A 16,465-nucleotide genomic window follows, 5' to 3' on the forward strand; every position below is an offset into this window, starting at 1 on the left:
AAACTATAAGTTTTGTAAAAATAAAACTTATAGTTTTTTGTATTAAACAGTTTTAATTGTGAAAAATAATTTTAGACTGTTATATATGGATATAAAATTAAGGTCATTGTTTATTTATATGACTGTTAATTTAAAATTTTTATTGTGATTACAAGTGGAGGCATCATGAAAAGTAAGCAAAATAAACGAAGTAAAATTGTCAAGAGCATTATAATTTTTTTGAGTACTTTAGTTTGTATGTATTTTTTTATAGCAATATATTTTGAGAACCATTTTTACTTTGGTTCTGAAATTAATCATATCAATGTTTCGTGTAAAACTGTTGAAGAAGTGAAAGAACAAATGACATCAAGGTTGAGAGCATATACAGTAAATATAAAGGAACGTGGCGGTAAAACAGAACAAATTAAATCTCTTGATATTGGTCTGAGATATAATTCAGGAGGAAAATATGAGAAATTTAAAGATAGACAAAATCCCTTAAATTGGATTTCGGCTTTTTTTAGTAAAAAAAATTTAAAAATGACAGATGTAGTTATATATGATGAAAAAATGTTAAAAGAAAATCTGGAGAAGCTTTCTTGCCTTGATATTAGCAATATAATTGAACCTAGAGAACCTGACTTTAAATACACAGATAAAGGGTATGTAATTATAGATGAAGTGAATGGTAATAAAATTGATAAGGATATTTTATATAGCAAGGTGACAAAGGCAATACAGAAAGTGGAAGATATAATAGATTTGGAACAGATAGGTTGTTATGTGAAGCCTAAATATACTTCAAAATCTCAAAGAACTATTGATAATAAAAACATTCTCAATAAATACATATCTTCAAAAGTTACATATACTTTTGGAAAAAATAAAGAAATCATAGATGGATCAATAATAAATGAATGGCTTAAAATTAATGATGATTTTCAAGTTGTACTTGATAATCAAAAAGAAAAGAGATATATGAATTCATTGTTTAAGGATTATAATACTGTAGGAAAAACAAGGAATTTTATTACAACTTTAGGTAAAACAATAAACATAAGTAGTGGTGATTATGGATGGTCAATCAATATTTCCAAGGAAATTCAAAATTTAAATAAAGTAATTGAAGAAGGAAAAGTTATAGAAAAAGAACCTGTCTACATACAAACGGCTTTTTCTCATGGTAGTAATGATATTGGAAATACCTATGTTGAAATAGATATGAAAAATCAACATTTATGGTTTTATAAAAATGAAGAACTAATAGTACAAGGAGATGTAGTTACAGGTAATGAGAGTAGTAATTATTTGACACCACAAGGTATTTATAGATTGAAATATAAAGAAAAGAATGCAACTCTAACTGGTCAGGATTATAGTACTCCTGTTGAATTCTGGATGCCTTTTAATGGAGGTATTGGAATTCATGATGCAAGCTGGAGAGATAAGTTTGGAGAAAATATATATAAGACAAATGGTTCTCATGGTTGTATAAATTCACCATACAATTTAGCAAAGACAATATTTTATAATATTGAGAAAGGTACTCCAATCATTTGCTATTATTAGAAGTTAGAGTATTATTTGATTTTATTGTAAAGTAGTGTTAATGTAGTATTGCATCAATATTTAGCAGAAAGGATATTTTTATTATGAATATGGAGTTTTTTAGACTAATAAATGATTTAGCAAACAAAAATGCAGTTTTTGATAAGATGATGATTTTTATTTCAAAAGATGTACACTATATATTTATGGCAATTACTGCATTAGTATTTATTTTAGGCGCTATTAAGAAAAATGAGGAGTATAGAAAGATATCTGTGAGCACATGTATTATTGCAGTAATTAACTTAACATTAAGTTTTGTAATTGGAATAGTATATTATGAAGATAGACCTTTTGTAAATAATAAAGTTAATTTACTTATAGAACATACAAAAAATGCATCTTTCCCAAGTAATCATGCTGCAGGAACTATGAGTGTAGCTTTAGGCCTTAGAAAATATAATAAGATACTTGGAATAATAATGGCAGTAATATCAATAATAGTAGGATTTTCACGAGTATATGTTGGAAATCACTACCCGTCAGATGTCATTGGTGCATATATTATGGTATTTGCCATAAATTATTTATATAATTTTTTATTAAGAAACAAAATTGAAGAAATTTATATTAAAGTTGAAAAGCTGTTAATTAGTAAAACAGGATTTTGTAAGAATTCAAATAGAAACATATTGAATGATTAATTATATAATTTGGTTAAGAAGTTTATCTCATACTAAAAAGTATGTGGTAAACTTTTTAATATTTTTTGATTTTACTTTTTTAGCTTTGGATATATTATAAGACTCTAGTTTACACGCTTTCGTATTAATACTTAACAATAATAATATATTCAATTTATATACAAATGTAACAAAGTATTTTAAAAAAGCATAACTTATATAGAATATGAGTTTAAATGGGAGTGGGAAAATGATAAATTTTCAATCTTTTCATGGTAGAGTTACTATGATTGATGACTTCTGGGTACAACCAAATGGAGAGCAATTAGGATGCTATAAATTAATGTCTGTACAAAATAGATATGGAAGCTTAGTAAAATTTGTGATATCGCCAGATACTTATTTTGTGAATCATGTAAGGGTTAAAATAGGAGATATGGTAACTGGGTTTTATGATGCAAATGCACCAACTCCCATGATTTTTCCACCTCAATTTAGGGCAATTGTTATGGTAAAAAATACACCATATCAAAAAGTGAAGGTAGGATATTTTAATAGGCAGTTGATAAGTAGTGACAATAAATTAAAATTAAATATTTCACAAAGTACTAAGATAATACTTAAAAATGATCAAACTTTTACTAAAAATCCTGCAAATCATAATCTCATTGTTGTTTATGGTTTTACTACGATGAGTATACCAGCACAAACCACACCATACAAAATTATTGTAATGTGTTAAAGTTTTGAAATGATAAAGTTTTTTATATTTAAAAATGAAGGAATATAAGTCAAAGTAATATAAGCAACTTTTAACTGTATTATACCTGATATACAGCTAAAAGTTGCCTTTTAATGTATTAAACAATATATTTACTATAATTTAAGCCATATTTCATAGTTTTACTATGAAAAATTTAATAAATTGGAATATGTTAAATTCCTTAAACATATTTTTTTGCAAAGTATGGAATTAAATAAGGACTAAAATATATAGAAAAGCTATCTAAAAAAAGGTTAATTATTTAGACTTAGATAATAATATGATATTAAATTTCGAAATTGTTTATCTTATGAAATAAATGATTACGAAAATGCTAAAACTTTCACAAAATCGTTATAAATTGTTATAAAAAACCAACCAATTATCATAAAAGTTTCAAATTGAATTTTATAAAAATGAATAAAAAAAGTCTAGGCTAGATAAAACTAGCCTTAAAGTTGTAGTTATTTGTAGTTAGATGTAGCTAAGTGAAGCATTTTCGAATAATTTTGTAAAAGATGACACTTTTTATTATTTATGCCGTCATTGACAATATTGAAATGATTATATAAAATGAATAAAGAATATTATATAAATTGAATAATTTAAAAACAGAAAAGTATAAAATAGACAATTTACTTGAAATTGAATATTTTAAAAAGACGGAATTATTTTATTTATGATGAGTTTTAATTCGTTCATAAAGATTACTTCACAATATACATTTTTAGATATGACAATTCATATTAAAATTTAGTAGGTGAGGAAAATTCTTTTTGATATAACTTGAAAAACTTGAAATCTTATTAGACTTAGAGTTTTAAAAGTACTAAATTTTTCTTTTTTTAAAGGAAGGAGTAAGTAAAATGAATAACGAAACTCAAACGCAAACAGGAGAAAACCTAGAACGTGGTCTTGAAGAAAGACATATTAAAATGATGGCAATAGGTGGAGCCATCGGAGTTGGTTTGTTCCTAGGGTCAGCAACAGCTATTAAGGCTGCAGGTCCAGCTATATTAATTACTTATGGTGTTGCAGGAATAATTATATTTTTTATTATGCGTGCTCTTGGTGAAATGGCCGTTGAGCATCCAGTTGCAGGATCATTCAGTGCATATGCAAACGATTACGTGAGCCCTCTTGCAGGATACCTAACAGGATGGACATACTGGATAATGTGGGTTGTAACTTGTATGGCAGAAGTTACGGCAGTAGGTATTTATATTAACTTTTGGTTTCCAAATGTACCACAATGGGTATCAGCACTTGTTGCTATTTGTATACTTACAGGCGTAAATTTAACTGCAGCAAAAGCATTTGGAGAAATTGAATTTTGGTTTGCACTTATAAAAGTTGCTACAATAGTTATCATGATTATAGTTGGTATAGCTATGATAGCATTTGGACTTGGAAATAAAGGAGTACCAATTGGTATTTCAAACTTGACTGCGCACGGTGGTTTCTTCCCTAAAGGAATTATGGGACCTATATCTACTTTAACTATGGTTTCATTTGCTTTCGTAGGAGTTGAGCTTATAGGTGTTACGGCTGGAGAGGCAAAAAATCCTGAAAAAGTAATACCAACAGCTATAAACAGTGTTTTCATGCGTGTAATGATATTCTATATTGGTGCATTATTTGTTATAATGTCACTTTATGCTTGGGACAGCATAGGAACAACAGGAAGTCCGTTTGTTCTTACATTTGCTAAACTTGGTATAGGTGCAGCAGCAGGTATCATAAACTTCGTTGTACTTACAGCAGCATCATCATCATGTAATTCAGGTATATTTACAACTGGACGTATGCTATACAATCTTTCATTACAGGGACAAGCACCTAAGTGCTTTGCAAAGCTTAGTTCAACTAACGTTCCTAAGAATGGAATACTTACTTCAGTAGCATTTATGTTAATCGGAGTTATATTAAACTATGTTGCTCCTGGTAAAGCATTTACTTATGTTACAAGTGTAGGAACATTTGCAGGTATATTTGCTTGGTTTATGATTGTTTACACTCAGATTAAATTTAGAAAGAGTCTTACACCTGAACAGGTTAAAAATTTGAAGTTTAAAACAGTACTTTATCCAGCTTCAGGCATCATCACTATGATATTCTTAGTTGGTGTATTTGTTTCAATGTGCATGGGAGCAGATACAAGAATTCCAGCTATAGTTGGAGTTATATGGATACTACTTTTAATTGCAGCTTGGTATGGATGTGGATTAAATAAAAAGGAAGCTACTAAATTGCTTAGTTAAACTGTTTAGCTATTATACAGCTGTATTAAATAAAAAATATTGCTGTAAATAATAAAAATTATTGTTAGACATTATGAAGAAAAACTACAGAAGGTGAGAGTCCACTTTCTGTAGTTTTTCTATTTTAGAGCATTTTCAACGGATTTCATAAATGCCTTACTAGTAGTGGTTGCTCCAGTAACAGCATCAACATTTATTTTTTGTTCTTTAATGATTTTTGGAAATATTCCTTCTGCATAAGTTACATAAGGGCTTTTTCGATTATCTATACTTTTAATATTAACAATTTTATGATTTGTAACTTTTACTTCTACTTTATATATGGAATTGCCAACATCTGCTTTTCCTTTATATACACCATCATTAATTTTTGAGAGGTTCAAATTTTCTATAGGCATATGTCTAATTTTATTCAAATTAATATCACTTACAGCTGCAAATCCAATACCAATTATAAATATAGGAAGTACAATCATTATAATAGTTTTTTGCTTTACAGGGTGTTTTACTTCTCTTTTTCCAAAAGGCTTGAAAATAGAGATTAAAGCAATGAGTATCATTATACACAATTCTATAGATGTATACATTAATGCTTTGTTTTGAAAGTTTAAATATTCACTTTTCATAACAGAATTATTTAAACCTATATCTGCTATAGAGGTCATTCCATTAACAGAAGGTCCAAATCCAATCCAAGTCATTGCAAATATAACAAGTATAAGGAACCATTTTAAAATTATCCATCTATATTTAACAAATCCCCATTCTGTAAATAGGCTATATATAAATGCAGTTATGAGTAAAATAAAAAAAGCATAGTTTACCGTCCAAGTAAATATTTTAAGTATTCCTAAATCTATTGGAAAAGTATTCCCTTCAAAATTTTTAGTTTGCTTTAATAAAAGAAGACTTAAGATTGAAATTAGTCCTCCTAGTACACTTGCAGCTAAAATGATGTGAACTGCTTTCAATAATTTTTGACAGCTGATATTTAGAGTACAGTTTTTATTCATGTTTTTACCTCCATTTTAGTTCAATAAACTTATAATTATTTAAATAAATTAGTAACTCCAAATAGATGATAAAGGTTTATAATTTTAAATGACTTTTTTATATCTTCAGGAGAATCTGACTCCTTAAGAATTTGTATCATCATTGAAATCAAATTTTCATAAATGATTTTAATAATCTTATAATTCATGGAATCATAGATAATTTTATTGTTTTCTTTTGAATAGTTTTCCTTTATATTTTTTATCATATAATTTATAGCTTCATACTTTAGACTTTCATATTTTGTACCTTTGCTTCCAGTAAACATTATTAAGATTTGTTCTCTGTTTTTAATCATATAATCAATAAATTCTTCATTTACAAGTTGAAAATCATTCTTTGAGTTTAGTTCGTTTGCTGTTTTGTATTTTGCAGATATAAGCTTGTTAATCAAAATATTTTTTAAGTTTTCTAAGACACTTTCAGGAGCTATTGAATAAAATATTTGTTTCTTGCTCTTATAGTACTTATATATATTTCCAACTGAAACATTTGATTCTGTTGCAATGTTAGAAATTTTTGTTTTTTCATATCCGTTCTCTACAAAGATTTTTAATGCTGCATTATCGATTTTTTCTTTAATATCGTCTTTTTTATATTGAACCATATTTGTCCTCCTATAAAAGAGAATAACATATTCTCTTTTGATTGAATTATACTCCTTCCCTTTCTAATTGTCCATAATTCATAGTGGAATATTTTGATTTTATAGAATAATTATGGATTAAATATTGTACCAAATTTCTACAATATGATATAATATTTTCAAAAACATAATACATTAATAATATCATCATGTCGTTATTTTAATATTTATAGAAAAGCGAGTGATAGTATGAAAAAAAATAATTTTAGTTATTTGTTCGATAGGGACCAGATATTTAAAAAAGATCGTAGGATAAATAAAAGGCACAGCTATGACGATATGTTAAAAATCATAAGTGTAAATTCTAAACAGGTTCATTTAGAAAGAATAGCTGTGGATATTTCTATTTCAGGTATAGGGTTTATATCAAGTACAAAGTTTGAGATAGATGATATACTAGAATTGATATTTAAGTACAACAAGATAACTATACCTGCTATTGTTAAAGTAGTTCACATCAATTTATATGATGAGGGTTACTTCGTTGGTGGACAATTTGTAGCTATAAAGAATATTTATAGGGAAATGTTAAAGCAAGACTTATTATAACTAACTCAACTTTAACACATACAAAATTTTGATTTAATATAGAAATGATGCTATGCAACTTTTTTTGAGGTAACAATTGATATTTGTCATCTCAAAAAAGTTGTGTTATATCATGTTTGTTGTATTAAATTAAAACATTACATGTGAGAAAGTTGAGTTAATGCTTTATGAACACCTGGCAAAATGAAAGGAAGTAAAACTAATGGATTTTAATGTAATGTGGACGCTTCAAGGTACTATGTTTCTAATTGTGATCATTGGAGTGTTTATGAGAAAAAAGGAGGTATTAACAGAAAAGGCAAAATCAGTGTTAACTGAATTGGTTTTAAATCTTATATTACCATGCAATATAATCACTTCTTTTAGGATTGATTTTAATACAGCGATACTAAAAAAATTTGCAGTTATCATAACGATTGCTGTAATTGCACAGATATTTTCTTATATTGTTTGTAAATTTGCTTTTAATAGTTATGATATAAGAAAAAGAAAGATTTTTAAATATGGAACGCTTGTATCTAATTCAGGCTTTTTAGGAAATCCTATTGCACAAGGTATATTTGGAGCAACAGGTCTTATGTATTCCTCTATTTTCTGTATTCCTAATAGAATTGCTATGTGGTCAGCTGGATTGTCACAGTTTACAAATGAAACTGATAAAAAATCAGCAATTAAAAAAGTAGTACTGCATCCATGTATGATAGCTGTTTACATTGGATTTTTGTTAATGATTACAAGAATACATCTACCTATATTTGTAGAAAAAACTATAAGTGATTTAGGTCAGTGCACTACAGCCCTTACCATGATATTGATAGGATGTATTATAGCAGAAGTTGATGATTTAAAGACTATGATAAATAAGGATGTTATATATTTTACTGTAATCAGGCTTGTAATAATTCCTGGAGTGGTGTTTTTGGGATGCAAACTAGCTGGAATTGACAAGCTTATTATTGGTGTAGCAGTTATTTTGACAGGAATGCCAGCAGGAAGTACTACAGCTATTTTAGCAGCTAAATATGATGGAGATTATGTATTTGGTACAAAAATTGTGGTGTTTTCTACTGTTATGACTTTGTTGTCTGTGCCTATTTGGAGTCTTATATTGAGTTAAGTTAATATAAGAAGTTTAAACAATTGTATGCTATACATGGAAGTATATTGATGTTTTGACGTAAATTAAACCAAAATTGTTAAGTATAGGATATTTATTTCGATAACAAAAGTGTAACAAATTTTTGAAAGGAGATATTTATGTCAATACAAATTAATACATCAAATATTCAAAACAATAATATTATTAGTAGTAAGAAAAAAGAAAATAAACAACAAAGCTTCAGTGAAGTTTTATATGAAAAAGTAGATGATTATAATGAAGCTTTAAATGGTAAATTAGATGATGAAGACAAGCTACAATATAAAGAATTTGAAAAAGAAGGGCTAGATATGGTCCATCATTCATTGGATTATTATAGACATAATATGGCATCTCTTGGGTTTCCGCCACCTTCAGCACCATCATACGTAAGAAAAGCATGGAGAGAGATGCTAGAACAAATGCCACTGCAGCAGAGAAAAGAATTTCAAACAGGTATCATAGCTGTTATGGGTACTATAAGATATAATAATGAAGGAATAGATAAGGATATGGAAAAATCAAATTTTTCTTATTTTAATTTTGCGGATGAAATGTTGGATATGGCAAATAGTATTAACCATGGAGTTGGATTTGACAATTCATTAATCATGAAATATTTAAATATCTTTAAAGAAAATTTAGGTACTAATTAAATAAAATCTAAACAGAGCACTCCTAAAGCTTTGAAATATAAGCCTTAAGGGTACTTTTTTTATTTATAATTGACAAATACGCTATTTAGTACTAGTATAAAAATGAATTATAAATTCAGTTTTAAGATAATGGAGAGAAAAATGGTTCAAGTAAAAAAAGATGAAGTTAAAAAAGCAATTGAAAATGCAGCAGTAGATATATTTTTAGAAAAAGGATACTTAAATACGAAAATGAGTCATATTGCTGCAAAAGCAAATATTTCAGTAGGCAACATTTACATTTATTTTAAGAACAAAGAAGAGTTGTTTTATACTGTTTTACCACAATCTTTTGCAGATATATTAAGAGATTATAATTCTAGAATATTTCCAATATTAACAAAAGCTTTTTTGAAAAATCAGCAAAACTTAGAAAGATACCTTCCAACTCGTAGAAGAATAGACGATCTAATAGCAAAGAGGAAGAGATTATTAATTTTACTTAGATATAGTAAGGGAACAAGATATGAGAATTTGAAAGAAGAAATAATGGAAAATATGACACAACATGAAATTGCATTTTTACAGAAGTGTGGGATGGATAATTGTAATATGACTCAAAGTTACAAAATTATAAGAATGGTATTTGATAATATGCTTAATCTATTGTTGGATTCACTAGAAGATGATATGGAGGTTAATGAAAGAAGAAACGTAGTAAGATTTTCTTATGAATATAATTTAAATGGATTCATAAGGTTGCTTAGGGAATACATTAAATAAAACTATTTCATTAATTGGAGGTTCAATATGATTGATTTAGGTTTAACCAATAAAATAGCTTTAATAACAGGTGGAACACGAGGACTTGGAAGAGCTATTGCAGAGAAATTAGCAGCAGAAAAAGTAAAAATAGTGGTAACGGGAACTAATGAAGAAAGAGCAAAACAAGCAGCAAATGAAATATTATCAGCTTATGATGTTGAGACTTTAGGCTTAAAACATGATGTGAGTTCAGAGGAATCAACGAAAGAAGTTGTAAAAGCTATAATTGCAAGATTCAAAAGAATAGATATATTAGTAAATAATGCAGGGGTTACAAGTGATGGTATAATGATGACCATGAAAAAAGAAAACTGGGATAAGGTAATAAATACAAATCTCACAGGAGCATTTAACTGTACTAAATTTGTATCAAAACAGATGTTAAGACAAAAATCTGGCAGTATAGTTAATATGGCTAGTGTTGTAGGTATAACAGGGAATGTTGGTCAGGCAAATTATGCTGCTTCTAAGGCTGGGCTTATAGGTTTTACTAAAACAGCAGCAAGAGAATTAGCAGATCGAGGCATAAAGGTAAATGCTGTTGCTCCAGAATATATAGCAACAGATATGACAGCAGCACTTTCAGAAAAAGTAACTGAAGAAATGTTATCCAAAATTCCAATGAAAGCTTATGGTAGACCTGAAGCAGTAGCTAGTGCTGTTTTGTTTCTTGTTTCAAACATGTCAGAATACATTACAGGGCAAGTTATAAATGTTGATGGTGGTATGGTAATGCAGTAAAACCATTAGGAGATTTAGAAAATAAAAATTTTTAACTATTATATTGATATTAAGGTGGAAAATTAAATGATAGATTTATTTAAAGCATTTACTATGAAAGAAGATTTTTTTTACGAAGGTGCATTTATTGCTAAAGTAAAATATCAAAGATTCCAATCAAAACTAGATAATGAAACTTATAAAAATGAAATTGTAAAAAACAGCAGAAAGCTTTGTGTAATTAGCTGTAGTGGATATGTTAATAATGAAATTGCAGAAACATTAACAGTTTATTTAATGATGAATGTAAAGGTTAAAGAATCTGTTCAAAAGGAAAAGGTTGAAGATTGTGGAACCTTATGGCGTAGTTTTTCAAAAGAAGAAATTTCAAATTTTAGTCACGTAACAGGAGATACAAATTCTATCCATCTAACAGAAAATCCTGTTGTACAAGGACTATTTATTCTTAAAGAACTTTGTGATACTACTCAAAGCAATGAAATAGAAGTGAAATATATTCATCCTGTTTATGGTGGCAATCCAGTATACATAAAGCATGAAGAAAATCTTATCAAAGGTTATAGTGATGATACATTATGCTTTCAAGCATTTTTTAGAGGACAATTGACAGATGACAGAGGACAATGAAGGTGAGTTTTCATCCTTCACTGTCATCTGTCAATTGTCCTTTGTCCTCTAAAAAAGTTGTGTAGCATTATGCTCATATTAAGTCAAAATTGCATGTACAAAAGTTAAGTTATATTTAAGTGCAACAGCACACCTAATTTACTTTAAACATAAAGTAAGCCATTTTATTATATATATCTAGTAGTGTGATTGATACTGGGAGATGGTATTTATGAAATTTAAATCTATAGCAAATATTCTAGGAATACTAGCATTTATTATGAGTATATCTGAAGTGGCAGCAATGTTTATGGGAGTGGAATTACCAGAAATCATAATAACAATAATTATAATACTTTTATTTGTTGCTAGTATGTCTGAATTTGTGGAAACTCGCAAACTGAGAAAATTAGCATATCCTATAATTACAATTTATTTTTTTATGGTAATGCCTTTTATAGGAGAATTTATACATAATAAAACTTTGGATATTGGTTTTGCTGTATTAAGTGTTTTTATTACCATGATATTTGTATATAGGGACTTAATGTTAACCAGTAAAGAAAAAGGGTAACTGACATAATTAAACTCTCCACTATAACACCAGACTTTTTATTGATGGTATTATAGAATAGAGGTGAATTAAAAAATGAATACCTATAGGACGGCAGAAGTGGCAAAAATAATAAGGATACATCCTAACACAGTGCGGCTTTATGAAGAACTTAGACTTATTTCTAAACCTCATAGGCAATCTAATGGTTATCGTGTTTTTACAGATCTTCATATTGAGCAGTTTAAGCTTGCAAGAGTTGCTTTTAAAATTGAAGTGCTTCAAAATGGTCTGCGTAAAAAGGTTGTTGAGATTGTAAAGTTATCTGCAGCAGGAAACTTTAATAAAGCCATTTCGCTTACACAGGATTATATAGAGCAAATACAAAAAGAACAGAGTAATGCAGAAGAAGCCATAGAAAGTGTAAAACAATTATTATCTTATGAATCAACAGATACATTATCTCTTAAAAGGAAAGAGGCTGCTGAATATTTACAAGTTTCTATGGATGCCTTAAGGAATTGGGAGATGAATGGATTATTAAGAGTAAAGAGAAAACAAAATGGTTATCGTGTGTATAGAGATGAAGATATTAGACGATTAAAAATTATTCGTTCTCTTCGTTGTGCAAATTACTCTCTTGAAGCTATCTTGAGAATGCTTGGAGCATTATCTAAAAATCCAAATGTGAATATTAAAAAGGTGCTTGATACTCCAGATGAAAGTGATGAAATCATATCTGTATGTGATAAGTTGATTACTTCTTTGAAATCGGCTGAAAAAAATGCTCATACAATGTTGTTTCACATTGAAAAGATGAAAAAAGAAATATGATGGGGTAAAGCCTACACTTTAACACCAATCTTTGTATTGGTGTTATTCTTTTTGTGTAGATAAGTTCAAAGGAGGATAAAGTCATGGAAACAATCATAAAGGTTGAAAAATTAAGCAAGTATTATGAAGGAGTTCCGGCAATTGAAAACATCAATATTACAATTTCTCGTGGCATAGTATTTGGCCTTTTGGGAGCAAATGGTGCAGGTAAAAGTACAACCATTGAGTGCATTTTAGGAACAAAAAAGCCGGATAGTGGAACAGTATCCATTTTGAATAGGAATCCACAAACAGAACGTAAAGAGTTGTTTGAAAAGGTAGGTGTTCAATTTCAAGAAGCAAATTATCAGGAGAATATAACAGTAGCTGAATTGTGCCAGGTTACACAGTCACTTTATAAGTCATCTGAGGATTATAAAGCTTTGCTAAATCAATTTGGACTTTCTGATAAAGCAAAAAGTCTTGTTAGTAAGCTTTCAGGAGGACAAAAACAAAGGTTATTTATTATACTTGCATTGATTCCAAAGCCTGAGGTTGTATTTTTAGATGAGCTGACCACAGGACTTGATACAAGGGCAAGGCGTGATGTTTGGAAATGCCTTTTACAATTTAAGGAGAAAGGTCTTACTATCTTTTTAAGTTCTCATTTCATGGATGAAGTTGAAGCTTTATGTGATAAAGTTTGTATTCTTAAAAATGGGGAAATAGTATTTAATGGAACAGTACAAGAAGCAGTTGCCTCAAGTCCTTTTGAAAAATTTGAGGATGCTTATCTTTGGTACACAGAGGAGGAAAACAAATATGAAAACATTTAGTACAATGCTTAAAATTGAACTAAAACTATCCCTGAGAGGAATGGATATGTTCATTTTTGCAATATGCATGCCAGTTGTATTAATGATGATTCTAGGTATTATATATGGAAACAAGCCAGCTTTTTATGGATCAGAATATACTTTTTTAGCCCAATCCTTTGGAGCTATATCTACTATAGCTATTTGTGCAGGTGGAGTTATGGGACTTCCATTAGTAGTATCAGATTATCGTAATAAAAAGATTTTGAAGCGATTTAAGGTAACGCCAACAAGTCCAGTATTAATTTTAGCAGTGCAGCTAGTCATTTATACTCTTTACTCACTTGTTTCATTAGTGCTTGTTTATGCTGTTGCAGCAATTTCCTTTGGTTATAAGTTAAACGGTTCGTGGCTTCAATTTGCAGGTGGATATTTTTTAGTAATGCTGTCCATGTTTAGTATTGGTATTATGGTTGGAGGCATTGCACCAAATACAAAAATAGCAAGTGTTATAGCAAGTGTTTTGTATTTTCCAATGTTAATCTTTTCAGGAGCCACACTACCCTATGAAGTAATGCCAAAAGCACTTCAAAAAGTAGCTGATATATTGCCTCTGACGCATGGAATAAAACTTTTAAAAGCTGCTTCTCTTGGTTTGCCTGTGGAAGATGTTATTTTTCCTATTGTTATAATGGTTATACTTTCTATAGTTTGTATATTTGTTTCTGTTAGATTTTTCAGATGGGAATAATTTATGCAAACATGGTATAATATTATTAAGTGTGTCTTAGAATAACTTATCCAAGCGCTTATAAGTGTTTATCTAACAGTTAAGTAGAGAGTCAGAATTTATGATTTTGTACTAATATCTTACTCCTTGGATAATAGGAAAAGTAGTTTCGTACAAAGAAGGTTGGGGATTAGCAGTGGTAGTGATTGGATAAATTATCGGAGGTTTAAAAATGATTAAAATTAGAAATGAAGAAGAAACAGATTATAAAAGAGTAGAAGAAATCACAAGGAAAGCTTTTTGGAATTTGTATATTCCAGGGTGTAATGAACACTATTTAGTTCATGTTATGCGATCCCACAAGGATTTTTTGCCGGAGTTGGATCTGGTTATTGAAGTTGATAACCAAATCATAGGGAATATCATGTATACGAAAACAAAACTAATTGATGAATTTGGAAAAGAAAAAGACATCCTTACCTTCGGGCCAGTTTGTATTTTGCCTGAATACCAAAGAAAGGGGTATGGAAAAAAACTAATTGAATATTCTTTTGAACAGGCAGCAGCGCTTAATTATGATACAATTGTAATATTTGGGAATCCTAATAATTATGTAAGTCGCGGTTTTAAAAGCTGCAAAAAGTACAATGTCTGTCTTAAAAATGGAACATATCCAGCAGCAATGATGGTAAAAGAACTAAAATCAGATGCTTTGGACGGAAGAAAATGGATTTACCATCAAAGCCCTGTATTTGAGATAGATGAAAAAGAAGTTCAGCGTTTTGAAGAGGGATTGGAAAGCTTGGAGAAAAAATATCAGCCAAGTCAGGAGGAATTTTATATTTACAGCCATTCTATTATGCAGTGAGTTTCATTTAGTGATATGTTTTGGTGGTTATTTAATACAAATATAAATAGTATAATTTTTATAGTTAAAATATTCATATTAAGGAGAAGGTTTAAAATGAAATTAGAAACTAAAAGATTAATTATAATACCACTAAATTTGGAACAATTTAATTTGATGCTAAAGGGTATGAGTAAAATGGAGAATGCATTAGGATTAAATAATTCATATGAAATTTTAGATGCTCATACTCAAAAGGCAATGGAGTGGCTTTATAAAGAAGCTGAAAAGCATAAGGAAAATTATCTATGGTATACAAATTGGCAAATAATATTGAAGGAAGAGAATATTTCTATAGGAAGTGCATGTTTTATGCGACAGGCTAATGACAGTGGTATCGTTGAAATTGGCTATGGTATTAATGAAAAATATAGATGTAATGGATATATGACAGAGTCAGTAGAGATAATTTGTAAATGGGCATTAGGTAAGCAGGGTGTTTCAAGAATTATAGCTTTAACTGAAAAGGATAATCTTGCATCTCAAAAAGTGCTGCAAAAATGCGGGTTTGTAAAATATAAAGAAGATGATGCAAACAAGGAGTATTTTATGGTTTAAATGCTGACATCTTAAAATAATTTTACCAAATTTTATATTGACAAATATACCATATACTACTATACTTTATACTAGTATAATAAATGGTGGTGATTAAATTGTCTTCAATAAACTTAATAATACTTGGCTATTTGAAGAATAAAGAAAAAAGTGCATATGAAATGGTTAAAGAATTTGATGTATGGAATCTTACTAAGTGGCTAAAAATCAGTAACCCGTCAATTTATAAAAATATAATTAAATTATGTGAGAATGGATATTTAAATTCAAGAACTGTTAAAGAAGGTGAAATGCCAGAAAAAACATTATATTCACTGAATGAAAAAGGGAATTTATATTTCAATGAGTTAATGGAAGAAAGTTCAAAGCATATAGGGAATTTTTATTTGGATTTTAATGCATTTTTAGCTAATATAGAAAATTTACCAGAAGAAAAAAGGAAAGAATACCTTAAAAATTTCAAAGAAAAGGCAGCAGAACGTAGAGCATATGTGGAGCCAATTTATAATGACATAAAACAGCACAATGAAAAATCTGGTTCTGAAATTCTTATAATAGATCTGTATAACGAATTCTATAAAATTTTAGAAAAATGGTCTGAAAAAGTTTTTGATTATTATAATTAATAATTTAATGTCTCTAATCAAATTATTATATTG

General features: G+C 28.7%; 19 protein-coding genes. 17 read left to right on the plus strand and 2 right to left on the minus strand.

The genetic code is table 11. The annotated features are described in order from the left end of the window. Positions 1 to 165 precede the first annotated feature (165 nt). The 4 genes from EG57_RS0209700 to EG57_RS0209715 all read left to right on the plus strand — a co-directional run bounded on the left by EG57_RS0209700 (position 166) and on the right by EG57_RS0209715 (position 5,237). Positions 166 to 1,551 (plus strand): L,D-transpeptidase family protein, encoded by a 1,386-nt coding sequence (locus EG57_RS0209700; RefSeq protein WP_032077031.1) that lies wholly within the window; start codon positions 166 to 168, stop codon positions 1,549 to 1,551. Positions 1,552 to 1,634: 83 nt separating this feature from the next. Continuing rightward, a complete protein-coding gene (locus tag EG57_RS0209705; protein ID WP_032077032.1) occupies positions 1,635 to 2,234 on the plus strand; it encodes a phosphatase PAP2 family protein in 600 nt (199 codons plus the stop codon). A gap of 229 nt (positions 2,235 to 2,463) precedes the next feature. Then, the gene (locus EG57_RS0209710) at positions 2,464 to 2,955 is read left to right on the plus strand and encodes a hypothetical protein (protein WP_032077033.1); all 492 of its coding nucleotides are present in this window, start codon (positions 2,464 to 2,466) and stop codon (positions 2,953 to 2,955) included. 887 nt (positions 2,956 to 3,842) lie between these two features. Then, the gene (locus tag EG57_RS0209715; RefSeq protein WP_032077034.1) at positions 3,843 to 5,237 is read left to right on the plus strand and encodes an amino acid permease; all 1,395 of its coding nucleotides are present in this window, start codon (positions 3,843 to 3,845) and stop codon (positions 5,235 to 5,237) included. A gap of 119 nt (positions 5,238 to 5,356) precedes the next feature. Here the strand turns inward: EG57_RS0209715 and EG57_RS0209720 are convergent, their stop codons facing one another. After that, a complete protein-coding gene (locus EG57_RS0209720; RefSeq protein WP_032077035.1) occupies positions 5,357 to 6,250 on the minus strand; it encodes an FMN-binding protein in 894 nt (297 codons plus the stop codon). A 35-nt stretch (positions 6,251 to 6,285) separates the two neighbouring features. Next, a complete protein-coding gene (locus EG57_RS0209725; protein WP_032077036.1) occupies positions 6,286 to 6,897 on the minus strand; it encodes a TetR/AcrR family transcriptional regulator in 612 nt (203 codons plus the stop codon). 228 nt (positions 6,898 to 7,125) lie between these two features. Here EG57_RS0209725 and EG57_RS0209730 point away from each other — a divergent pair, with 228 nt between their 5' ends. The 13 genes from EG57_RS0209730 (at position 7,126) to EG57_RS0209790 (ending at position 16,432) form a co-directional block, all read left to right on the plus strand. Then, positions 7,126 to 7,485, plus strand: coding sequence for a PilZ domain-containing protein (locus tag EG57_RS0209730; protein WP_029160856.1), 360 nt, complete (start codon positions 7,126 to 7,128; stop codon positions 7,483 to 7,485). Between the two features lie 202 nt (positions 7,486 to 7,687). Then, positions 7,688 to 8,602, plus strand: a complete 915-nt coding sequence (locus tag EG57_RS0209735) for an AEC family transporter (RefSeq protein WP_032077037.1) — start codon at positions 7,688 to 7,690, stop codon at positions 8,600 to 8,602. 140 nt (positions 8,603 to 8,742) lie between these two features. Further along, positions 8,743 to 9,279: a hypothetical protein gene (locus EG57_RS0209740; protein WP_032077038.1), complete on the plus strand. Its 537-nt coding sequence runs from the start codon at positions 8,743 to 8,745 to the stop codon at positions 9,277 to 9,279. A 141-nt stretch (positions 9,280 to 9,420) separates the two neighbouring features. Next, positions 9,421 to 10,041, plus strand: a complete 621-nt coding sequence (locus tag EG57_RS0209745) for a TetR/AcrR family transcriptional regulator (RefSeq protein ID WP_032077039.1) — start codon at positions 9,421 to 9,423, stop codon at positions 10,039 to 10,041. Between the two features lie 27 nt (positions 10,042 to 10,068). Beyond that, the gene (fabG, locus tag EG57_RS0209750; protein ID WP_032077040.1) at positions 10,069 to 10,824 is read left to right on the plus strand and encodes a 3-oxoacyl-[acyl-carrier-protein] reductase; all 756 of its coding nucleotides are present in this window, start codon (positions 10,069 to 10,071) and stop codon (positions 10,822 to 10,824) included. A gap of 66 nt (positions 10,825 to 10,890) precedes the next feature. After that, positions 10,891 to 11,451 carry a MaoC family dehydratase gene (locus EG57_RS0209755; RefSeq protein ID WP_052037817.1) on the plus strand — a complete coding sequence of 187 codons (561 nt, stop codon included), beginning with the start codon at positions 10,891 to 10,893 and terminating at the stop codon, positions 11,449 to 11,451. 211 nt (positions 11,452 to 11,662) lie between these two features. Then, positions 11,663 to 12,004, plus strand: a complete 342-nt coding sequence (locus tag EG57_RS0209760) for a hypothetical protein (protein ID WP_242859831.1) — start codon at positions 11,663 to 11,665, stop codon at positions 12,002 to 12,004. Positions 12,005 to 12,079: 75 nt separating this feature from the next. Beyond that, complete coding sequence (locus EG57_RS0209765) at positions 12,080 to 12,817, plus strand: MerR family transcriptional regulator (RefSeq protein WP_032077042.1); 738 nt, start codon at positions 12,080 to 12,082, stop codon at positions 12,815 to 12,817. Between the two features lie 83 nt (positions 12,818 to 12,900). Continuing rightward, complete coding sequence (locus EG57_RS0209770) at positions 12,901 to 13,632, plus strand: ABC transporter ATP-binding protein (RefSeq protein WP_032077043.1); 732 nt, start codon at positions 12,901 to 12,903, stop codon at positions 13,630 to 13,632. After that, positions 13,619 to 14,362: an ABC transporter permease gene (locus tag EG57_RS0209775; RefSeq protein WP_032077044.1), complete on the plus strand. Its 744-nt coding sequence runs from the start codon at positions 13,619 to 13,621 to the stop codon at positions 14,360 to 14,362. Before EG57_RS0209770 ends, EG57_RS0209775 begins: the two co-directional genes overlap by 14 nt. 211 nt (positions 14,363 to 14,573) lie before the next feature. Then, a complete protein-coding gene (locus EG57_RS0209780) occupies positions 14,574 to 15,209 on the plus strand; it encodes a GNAT family N-acetyltransferase (protein ID WP_032077045.1) in 636 nt (211 codons plus the stop codon). Positions 15,210 to 15,305: 96 nt separating this feature from the next. Further along, a complete protein-coding gene (locus tag EG57_RS0209785; protein WP_032077046.1) occupies positions 15,306 to 15,806 on the plus strand; it encodes a GNAT family N-acetyltransferase in 501 nt (166 codons plus the stop codon). A gap of 98 nt (positions 15,807 to 15,904) precedes the next feature. Further along, positions 15,905 to 16,432, plus strand: a complete 528-nt coding sequence (locus EG57_RS0209790; RefSeq protein WP_029160868.1) for a PadR family transcriptional regulator — start codon at positions 15,905 to 15,907, stop codon at positions 16,430 to 16,432. Positions 16,433 to 16,465 lie beyond the last annotated feature (33 nt).

The organism is Clostridium drakei (genome assembly GCF_000633595.2).
Lineage (GTDB): Bacteria > Bacillota > Clostridia > Clostridiales > Clostridiaceae > Clostridium_AM > Clostridium_AM drakei.

Bases quoted from the DNA above. Each gene is read 5' to 3' on its own strand.
- EG57_RS0209700 (WP_032077031.1), top strand. From the start codon at position 166: ATGAAAAGTAAGCAAAATAAACGAAGTAAAATTGTCAAGAGCATTATA.
- EG57_RS0209705 (WP_032077032.1), top strand. From the start codon at position 1,635: ATGAATATGGAGTTTTTTAGACTAATAAATGATTTAGCAAACAAAAAT.
- EG57_RS0209710 (WP_032077033.1), top strand. From the start codon at position 2,464: ATGATAAATTTTCAATCTTTTCATGGTAGAGTTACTATGATTGATGAC.
- EG57_RS0209715 (WP_032077034.1), top strand. From the start codon at position 3,843: ATGAATAACGAAACTCAAACGCAAACAGGAGAAAACCTAGAACGTGGT.
- EG57_RS0209720 (WP_032077035.1), bottom strand. From the start codon at position 6,250: ATGAATAAAAACTGTACTCTAAATATCAGCTGTCAAAAATTATTGAAA.
- EG57_RS0209725 (WP_032077036.1), bottom strand. From the start codon at position 6,897: ATGGTTCAATATAAAAAAGACGATATTAAAGAAAAAATCGATAATGCA.
- EG57_RS0209730 (WP_029160856.1), top strand. From the start codon at position 7,126: ATGAAAAAAAATAATTTTAGTTATTTGTTCGATAGGGACCAGATATTT.
- EG57_RS0209735 (WP_032077037.1), top strand. From the start codon at position 7,688: ATGGATTTTAATGTAATGTGGACGCTTCAAGGTACTATGTTTCTAATT.
- EG57_RS0209740 (WP_032077038.1), top strand. From the start codon at position 8,743: ATGTCAATACAAATTAATACATCAAATATTCAAAACAATAATATTATT.
- EG57_RS0209745 (WP_032077039.1), top strand. From the start codon at position 9,421: ATGGTTCAAGTAAAAAAAGATGAAGTTAAAAAAGCAATTGAAAATGCA.
- fabG (WP_032077040.1), top strand. From the start codon at position 10,069: ATGATTGATTTAGGTTTAACCAATAAAATAGCTTTAATAACAGGTGGA.
- EG57_RS0209755 (WP_052037817.1), top strand. From the start codon at position 10,891: ATGATAGATTTATTTAAAGCATTTACTATGAAAGAAGATTTTTTTTAC.
- EG57_RS0209760 (WP_242859831.1), top strand. From the start codon at position 11,663: ATGAAATTTAAATCTATAGCAAATATTCTAGGAATACTAGCATTTATT.
- EG57_RS0209765 (WP_032077042.1), top strand. From the start codon at position 12,080: ATGAATACCTATAGGACGGCAGAAGTGGCAAAAATAATAAGGATACAT.
- EG57_RS0209770 (WP_032077043.1), top strand. From the start codon at position 12,901: ATGGAAACAATCATAAAGGTTGAAAAATTAAGCAAGTATTATGAAGGA.
- EG57_RS0209775 (WP_032077044.1), top strand. From the start codon at position 13,619: ATGAAAACATTTAGTACAATGCTTAAAATTGAACTAAAACTATCCCTG.
- EG57_RS0209780 (WP_032077045.1), top strand. From the start codon at position 14,574: ATGATTAAAATTAGAAATGAAGAAGAAACAGATTATAAAAGAGTAGAA.
- EG57_RS0209785 (WP_032077046.1), top strand. From the start codon at position 15,306: ATGAAATTAGAAACTAAAAGATTAATTATAATACCACTAAATTTGGAA.